Raw genomic sequence first — 7,553 nt, forward strand, 5'->3', positions numbered from 1 at the left:
GGCCAGCAAAATCAACTGCCGTTGCAACAACTGCAGTAACTGAGCACTATCAATGTTGGCTGAAAACTTTAATCCTAACTCAGCTGCAAGCGCCCAGCGAAGCTCAGCAGGCGACAGGCTGGGATCAGGTATGTAAGCCAATTGCCAGTTATCAGGAGCCTGATTTAACAGTAACCGGCATAACAAGGTTTTACCGGTACCGACCTCGCCGGTGACCTTGATAAAACCTTCACCATTTTGTAAGGCGGTATTCAGCACTTGCAGTGCGGCCTGATGTTGCGGCAAAGGCACATAAAAACGGGTATCCGGCGTTAAACCAAAGGGGCTTTGTTTAAGCTGGAAATATCCGGCATACATGACTTACTGGCCTGGGTACCAATCAGATACCAGCTCGGCAGAATCACGGATCTGTTGTTGCCAGACACCGTCAGCGACGACTGTCGGCTTAAGCAGGATAACCAGCTCCTTTTTCTTTTCAACTGTGTGTTTACTGGTAAACAATTGCCCCAGCACCGGAATAGCACCTAACACCGGCGTGCGTGATTCCATCTGGGTACTGACTGTTTGCATCAGGCCACCTATCACCACAATTTCGCCATTTTGCGCTTTAATGATGGTATCAGACTCCCGGATATTGCTTTGCGCTAGTGGCAACACAATCTGCTCATTACTAAAACGAATGGTTTTAGTCTGCTCTGACGTCTCTGTAACTGAGGGATGAACATGCAATATCACGCCGCCGAATTGATCAATTTGCGGCGTGACATCCAGCGCTATACCAGAGAAAAACGGCTGTAAAGAAATGTTCTGCGAAGGGACTGCTGCACCTGTACCGGTAACCGTATTATTGCTGGTGACATCCGTTACAAAATATTCATCCTGACCTACTTTAATCACCGCTTTTTGATTATTCATGGCAGTGACACGCGGGCTGGACAGTACCTGGGCATTGCCCTGGGTTTCTAACAGATTAATCACTCCATTAAAGTCGGCATTACTAAAGGAAATAGCGGTAACACCACCAATATTAGCTGATATAGCATTTGACGGTATAGCACCAGAAGTCGTCAGATTAAAGCCGGTAGAACGAACACTGGCAATAGCATTTTGCCAGTTGATACCCTGTTGGTATTCGTCATTAAGGGTGACTTCAATAATTTTGGCTTCAAGGATCACCTGGCGCTGCAGTTGCCGCTCAGACTGGCCTAAAAAGGCGCGCACAGCACTAATCTCATCCGGCATACCGCGCACTGTAACTAAACCTGCCTGCGGGCTGACAACCACAGCGCGTTGCGGACCATCACCCAGTAAAGTTTGCAGCGCTTTCTCCAAATCCTTCCAAAAGTCGGTACGGCTTTCACTTTGAATAGTACTGCCATTAAACTGCTGCTGGCCCATACCCTGCTGACCTGAACCTTGCTGGCCCAGACCACCCTGGTTCATATTTTGATTCTGGCCTCTGTTATTACCATGCTTATTTTGCTGATTATTCGCATTTTGCGATACGCCACCCGAATTCACCGAAATAGACGAAAAACCATGGCGCTGTAGCATAAGATAATTAACGGCTATAGTTTCTGTGCGCAGTCCGGCGGGTAACACCTGATATACCCTACCTTGCCGGCGAATATCAAAACCATACAACTGCTGCACAATTTGCAAAGTTTCGGCCAGAGTAACTTGTTTTAACTGCAGACTGATCGTGCCATCAAGCTCCGGATGCAGTACCAGACTATAAGGCGTATCCGCCACCAACGAATTGAAAAAATCAGCCAGGGATACTTGCTGCGCTGTCACGTTAAATCTTGGCTCAGCCATTTCCGGAATCAGTTGCGCCGGGCTGGCTAATAAATCCTGAGTGATGGCTGCTGGCAATTCCTGCTGTGGCGGCGCTACTTGCTGTTCCGCAGCTTGCTGTAAGCTGGCTTTGGCGCGCTCCGGCCCGCTGGAGTGGTGTAAGCCCTGACAGCCTACTAAGACGGCTATCGCACTACAACTTAAAACGATTTTGGCTGCGCTAGTTATCATAATTTTTTATCGTTCTGCTATGTAAATAAAGAATGTGTTGGCCTTCAGCGCTTTGCAAGGTCACTTGCTTAGGCGCTATCCGCACAACCTGATAATGCTCAAATCGATCACCTTGTCGCAACAAGGTACCATTAATCATTGCACTGAGTCCCTGTTCGGTTTGCCGAATTAATTCCACCCTCAACTCAGCTACGGCAAAGGCCGGCGGCTTTGTATTGGCCATAGCAATAGCTGGCCGGGTAGGATCGGCCTGCAGCGTTATACTCATTAACAGCAACAGGCTACAGCTGAATAAAGTTTTCATATTCGCTTACCGTAATTAATTCTATGCTCACTTGCGCCCTGGGATGTTCCTGTACCTGATAATCCAGCTGTTGCCACTGAATCAGCCATGGCAAGGCTTCCAACTGTGTTAACAACTGCTGTATGTCGGCAAAGCGCCCTTCGACAATTAACGTGGTTTGGTGCTGATACAATAATGGACGATCCTCTGCCGATTGCCCAGCCAACCACACCGGCTTAGCAGCAGAGGTGGCAAGCGACTTTAACTCTAGCTGTCGGCTGCGCGCTAATAAGTCATGCAACAAGGCTAGCATCTGGCCTGAACCAATGAACTGCTCCCGACTCAGTTCAAGCTCTGCGGCTAATTGCGATAGTTGTTGCTGTAATGCAGCGCTTTGCTGGCGAAAAGGTTCATTTAAATCCCGTTGCAGTTCAAGTTGTAATTGCTGATTTTGTTGCTGCGCCAGTTGCAGTTGCTGACTCAATTCACGGTTTTGCTGTTGCACTGCCTGTCGCTGTTTAAAAGCTGGCTCCAGCCACAACATTACTCCCAGCCACAAGGTCAACAATAACAGACCAAAAAATACCAGTTTTTTCTCACGCGGCTGTAGTGCCTGATAGCGCTGCTGCAAGCTATTTTCAGCACTCATGGTTGCTCTCCCTGGGCCTGCAGGATAAAACGGGTCACTTGCTGATGCTCGCTTTGCTCTAATGCTAACTGATTAAATTTCTGACCTTTAAAGTAATCGAACTGGCGCAGCGACTGTAACCACCTTGGCACTGCAGCCGGCTCAGTGGTCATACCCTCCAAACTGGCTTGCTGTAAATTCAGCCTGAAGCGGGTTAACCAAAGCTGCGGCACATTTGCTTCATCAAAATGCTGTAATACTACACTGTAACGAACGGTCCGCTGCTGCTGTTGTTGCTGAGCTAAATAAGTTTGTAGCGCTTGCTGTTGTTGTAATTGCAGTTGCAAACTATCGCGTTCGGCTACTACCTGAGGTAAGGGGCTACGTTGTAATACCGCTTGCTGAAACAGCTGCAATTGTTGCTGCTGTTGTTGTAACTCTTGCTGCGCCAAACGCAACTGTTGTTGCTGCTGTTGCTGACTCTGCCACAAGACGGCAAACACGATGACCAGTAATGTAACGATAACAATCTCCAACTGCAACAGGCGCTTAAGTGACAAAGGCTCATGCTGCGGCGTTAATTGCGCAGAATAAAGATTAACCTGTTGTTTCATCATGCCCGTTGCTCCCTGCTAGTTGCCTGCGCAGCAATGGCTTGCCAGTATCGGGCCAGCTCAAGTTGCTCTGCACCAGCTAAGTTAGCATGCAGTTGCAGCGCCTGCACCCGGCTAAAGCCTGATTGTTGCAGTAGTTGCTGCAATTGCTGCACAGTCTGTTGCTGACATAACAACATGATATCGCGGACAGGTGCCAGTTTTAACTGTGCCTCAACATAATCCATTGAACGCTGCATCTCCAGAATCAAGCTATCAAACAGGCCTTGTTGCAACTGCTCTAAACTCAAGGTATGCAGCAGATTAAAACCACGTAAGCGGCGGCTAAACTGTAATTGGCCTTCACGCATCACTTGCAGCATCACATCTTCACCCGGTTGATGGCAAACCACCAGGCAACTATGGCCTGTATGTGCGGTAATAGGGTGAATTAACCACTCTTCTGGTTGGATAGAGGCAATGTGTAGTTGCGCTTGCTCTGCCAACGCCACCAGCTCGCTGAGCCAGCTTTTAGAACTGACCACCACACTGAGTTTAGTGACTTGCTGCAGTGCAGCGGGCAGCTCAATATAATCCAGCACCATATCGTCAACGGCAATATTAACTAAATCTTTCACTTGCCAGGGAAGCGCCTGAGCTAATTCCTCGTTGGCAACTTGCGGTTTATCCAATTGCACCAATTGGTAACGCTCCGGCGAGAGTACCAAATGTAATGTGCTACCTTTGGTACAGTCTGCAAACACCTTTGCCAGGCTCTGCTGCCACTGCCCGGCTTGCATTGGATACTCCTGCCCCTGCCAAGACGCTTGTTCCGTATCTTGATGCAACACAGATATTCGCTCACGTCCAATAAAAATACCTGAGCGTTGTTTTGCTGAGCCAGCTGCCAGCCATTGTTTTATTTTAGTTAACATCCAAATGCTACCAGACCTGTTATTCGCGTTATAATATGCATCCGTTTCGATGCTGGTCAAAATCTATGTCAACCGCTTCATACTTGGCCGCCGATGCGCTTAGCACAATACGTTGGCAGTTGCTGGCGTCACCCTCTGTACAGGCTGCCGGCATCAAGCTCTGGTTATGTCAGCTTCACACGGCACAACCCTTACTGGCAGGTAATAAGTGCTTAAAACTAAAATACCACATTCAGCAGATACAACAACTGCAATGTGCGGGCATCCTGACCTTCGGCGGCGCTTACTCAAACCATTTAGCCGCGGTTGCTGCAGTTTGTCAGCAACTTGGCTTAAAAAGCCATGCGCTGCTACGTGCTGATAGTTTAGACCCAAAAAACCCGACTGTAACTTATTGTTTATCTCAGGGAATGACCTTTAGCCTGTTAAGTCGTGAGCAATACCGAACTCGACAGCAAACTGATTTTCTACAGCAATTAAAGTTGCAATATGCTGATCTCTACTTAGTACCGGAAGGTGGCAGCTCTTCGCTGGGTGTGCAAGGTGTGGCAGAGCTGCCCTTAGCGCTGACGCCGGCTGGTCAGGCCGATCTCATTTGTTGTGCCAGTGCCAGTGGCGGCACCCTGGCAGGCATAGCACTTGGTCAGCCACACTGTCAGGTATTGGGTATCAGCGTGTTACGTGATAGCAGCCTTAGTAGTCGTGTTCAACAGTTGATAACAGATACCTTGGGTAAAGATAGCAGCACAATGCCCGGAAACTGGCACTTAACAGACACAGAACCGGCTCTGGCTTATGGCAAATTTAGTCAGCAGCAATTGCAATTCTGTTTGGAGTTTAAGCGTGAAAACGGTATCACTCTCGAGCCAGTGTATACCGGCAAAGCCATGCACAAGCTTTATCAGTTAATAAATTCAGGACACTTTGCCCGAGGCAGCAGGCTAGTATTCTTTCATACCGGGGGCTTGCAAGGTTTGGCCGGGCTTTATAGCAGGGGTAAAATCAGCCAGGCTGATTATGTGTTATTATCTGCGCCAGAGGCTGACTAAAGTAATAACCCTGACCACCTGCTACGCCAAGTTTTTGTAATACTTGCCATTCCGCTGTCAGTTCCACTCCGGTAGCAAACACCCTGATACCCTTTTCAGCATAATTTGCGATTAAGCCTCGCACAAATAGCTGTTGCTCCAGGTGCTGGTCTATATTCCTTACCACTGAAGGGTGCAGCTTAATGGCGTCTACCGCAATATCTTCAGTAAAGGCCACAGAGTCGATGGCCAGACCAACGTGATCAATTATTAACGCAAAACCCATCTTACTAATGGCAGGGAGTATGCTTTTTAATCGGGAATAATGCTTAACCAGCTGATGTTCGGTGATCTCTAAGGCTAATTGTGCCGGATCTATCTGACCGCTAAGCACCATCTGCGTTAACCATTGACGCCATTCGGTATCAAGTAGCGACTGACTACTAAGATTAATGCTGCAACGCAATTTACTGCGACTTTCTACCGCGATTAATTTAGCCGTATGTAACAACACATACTGATCAATTTGTAAATTCAAGCCACAGTTAAACGCCATCGGCAAAAACACAGCGGCAGGAATAATAGTGCCTTCACTGCTTTGTAACCTTACCAGCACTTCCTGCTGCAGCACTTCTTTATCATGCCAGGAAAATACCGGCTGAAAACTCAGACTAAACCGCTTTTGTTGCAGCGCTTTGCTGATCTCCGAGCGCCACCAAACCGAGCCTTTAACAGCTGGCTTATCCGCTGTCTGAAAGCCAAAAGCTGCATTAGGTCCCTGCAGTTGAGCACTTTTCAGCGCCATATCCGCTTCGGACAATAACTGATAACTACTTTGACCACGCTGATAGGCGACATAGCCGATATGTATCATATCAGCGCCTTCACAATCCCTGAAACAATCTGCCCTGCTAAGTAATAACGCTAGCTTATCAGCAAACTGTGTCATATCTTTTACTGTCATACCGGCAATTAATAGTGCAAGATCATTCTCAGACAAGCGGGCAATCACCGTGTCTGCATATTGCTCCAGTTGTACCCCGATAAGTTCAACACAAGCTTTTAAGCGGGCAACTTTTACCGGTGTGGTCACCGCACGCTCAGGATGACTTAGCTGAATAATAAATAATGCACCCGATACTTGCTCAGAATGATCACCCAGATAATGTTGTAACTTACTTTCAAAAAAAATTCGGTTTCCAATGGCTAATTCATGGTCGATCAAGCCTTGCACGCGCACCAGATGGCGTAATTCCTGATCTTGACGCACAAAATGCGCCAGACGTTCGTCCACTTTAGTTAAGATCACACTGGCTTGGGCACTGTCATCACTAGCATGTATTTGCAGACGTTGCTGCAATTGCTCTACTGCCTGATCAAGCTGAATCACTTCATCAAATAATGCCCGTCGTTTAAAACTCAGATAGCGTAATAAACCGAAGATAAAAAGTCCGGTAATCAGGTTAAGCAATACATAATGCCAGGCAGCCGCCACATTTAATAAATTGTTATCAACAAAGATAACACCTGAGGCACTGTGATATATCTGATAGCGTTTTTGTGGCAGAGGCTGCAAACTTACTTCAGGCAGCTGCTCAGGCACCGCACTCAGCCAGACGGCATTAGCCGCATCTGCAGCGGGTTGTTGCAGCATAATACTGTAAGTGGCTAATTGAGCGAGTTTAAAATATTGAGCAGAAGCCGCAAACAGTAGATTTATAAAGACAAATAAAGACAGGATCAGCAACAGTCTGGCAGATTTAGATTGCTGTTTAATTAAATGCAGTAAAGACAAGTGCAACTCCTTTTGGCAACACCTATAGTGTTAACTGATTTACGCAGCTTGTCGAGTTTTTAATCAAAATCCAATGCAAAAAGGCCCACCCGTGAGGGTAGGCCTTTTGCTTGAATGAGGTGCCTTCATGCCCCTCGCAGAGCTCGGGGCGTTCTGCCGGCGACAAGCCAAACTGTTGGCTTGTCGAAAGACCGGCATCACTGTACTACTCTACGAGTAGTCCACCGCCCGAATCGCAACCAATAAAAAAGCCCCTGCTCTTT

General features: G+C 47.6%; 8 protein-coding genes. 1 reads left to right on the forward strand and 7 read right to left on the reverse strand.

What is annotated here, in order from left to right; genetic code table 11:
- The 6 genes from V7D78_RS10305 to V7D78_RS10330 form a co-directional block, all read right to left on the reverse strand.
- The coding region (locus V7D78_RS10305) for an ExeA family protein (RefSeq protein WP_333608365.1) at positions 1 to 357 on the reverse strand (357 nt) is incomplete at its 3' end.
- Positions 358 to 360: 3 nt separating this feature from the next.
- Entirely contained in the window at positions 361 to 2,028 is a 1,668-nt protein-coding gene (mshL, locus tag V7D78_RS10310) for a pilus (MSHA type) biogenesis protein MshL (RefSeq protein ID WP_333608366.1), read from the reverse strand.
- Complete coding sequence (locus tag V7D78_RS10315; protein ID WP_333608367.1) at positions 2,018 to 2,332, reverse strand: hypothetical protein; 315 nt, start codon at positions 2,330 to 2,332, stop codon at positions 2,018 to 2,020. The genes mshL and V7D78_RS10315 overlap by 11 nt, the downstream gene beginning before the upstream one ends.
- Positions 2,310 to 2,960 (reverse strand): hypothetical protein, encoded by a 651-nt coding sequence (locus V7D78_RS10320; RefSeq protein ID WP_333608368.1) that lies wholly within the window; start codon positions 2,958 to 2,960, stop codon positions 2,310 to 2,312. Before V7D78_RS10320 ends, V7D78_RS10315 begins: the two co-directional genes overlap by 23 nt.
- Positions 2,957 to 3,556: a PilN domain-containing protein gene (locus tag V7D78_RS10325; protein ID WP_333608369.1), complete on the reverse strand. Its 600-nt coding sequence runs from the start codon at positions 3,554 to 3,556 to the stop codon at positions 2,957 to 2,959. The genes V7D78_RS10320 and V7D78_RS10325 overlap by 4 nt, the downstream gene beginning before the upstream one ends.
- On the reverse strand, positions 3,553 to 4,467 hold the full coding sequence (locus tag V7D78_RS10330; RefSeq protein WP_333608370.1) for a hypothetical protein: 915 nt from the start codon (positions 4,465 to 4,467) through the stop codon (positions 3,553 to 3,555). Before V7D78_RS10330 ends, V7D78_RS10325 begins: the two co-directional genes overlap by 4 nt.
- A 65-nt stretch (positions 4,468 to 4,532) precedes the next feature.
- Between V7D78_RS10330 and V7D78_RS10335 the strand changes: the two genes are divergently transcribed.
- On the forward strand, positions 4,533 to 5,516 hold the full coding sequence (locus V7D78_RS10335; protein ID WP_333608371.1) for a 1-aminocyclopropane-1-carboxylate deaminase/D-cysteine desulfhydrase: 984 nt from the start codon (positions 4,533 to 4,535) through the stop codon (positions 5,514 to 5,516).
- On the opposite strand, the gene V7D78_RS10340 is transcribed toward V7D78_RS10335, so the two are convergent.
- The gene (locus V7D78_RS10340) at positions 5,470 to 7,290 is read right to left on the reverse strand and encodes an EAL domain-containing protein (RefSeq protein ID WP_333608372.1); all 1,821 of its coding nucleotides are present in this window, start codon (positions 7,288 to 7,290) and stop codon (positions 5,470 to 5,472) included. The two genes, V7D78_RS10335 and V7D78_RS10340, sit on opposite strands and share 47 nt — an antisense overlap.
- Positions 7,291 to 7,553: the final 263 nt, after the last annotated feature.

The sequence above is a fragment of the Arsukibacterium sp. genome (assembly GCF_036735525.1).
GTDB lineage: Bacteria > Pseudomonadota > Gammaproteobacteria > Enterobacterales > Alteromonadaceae > Alishewanella.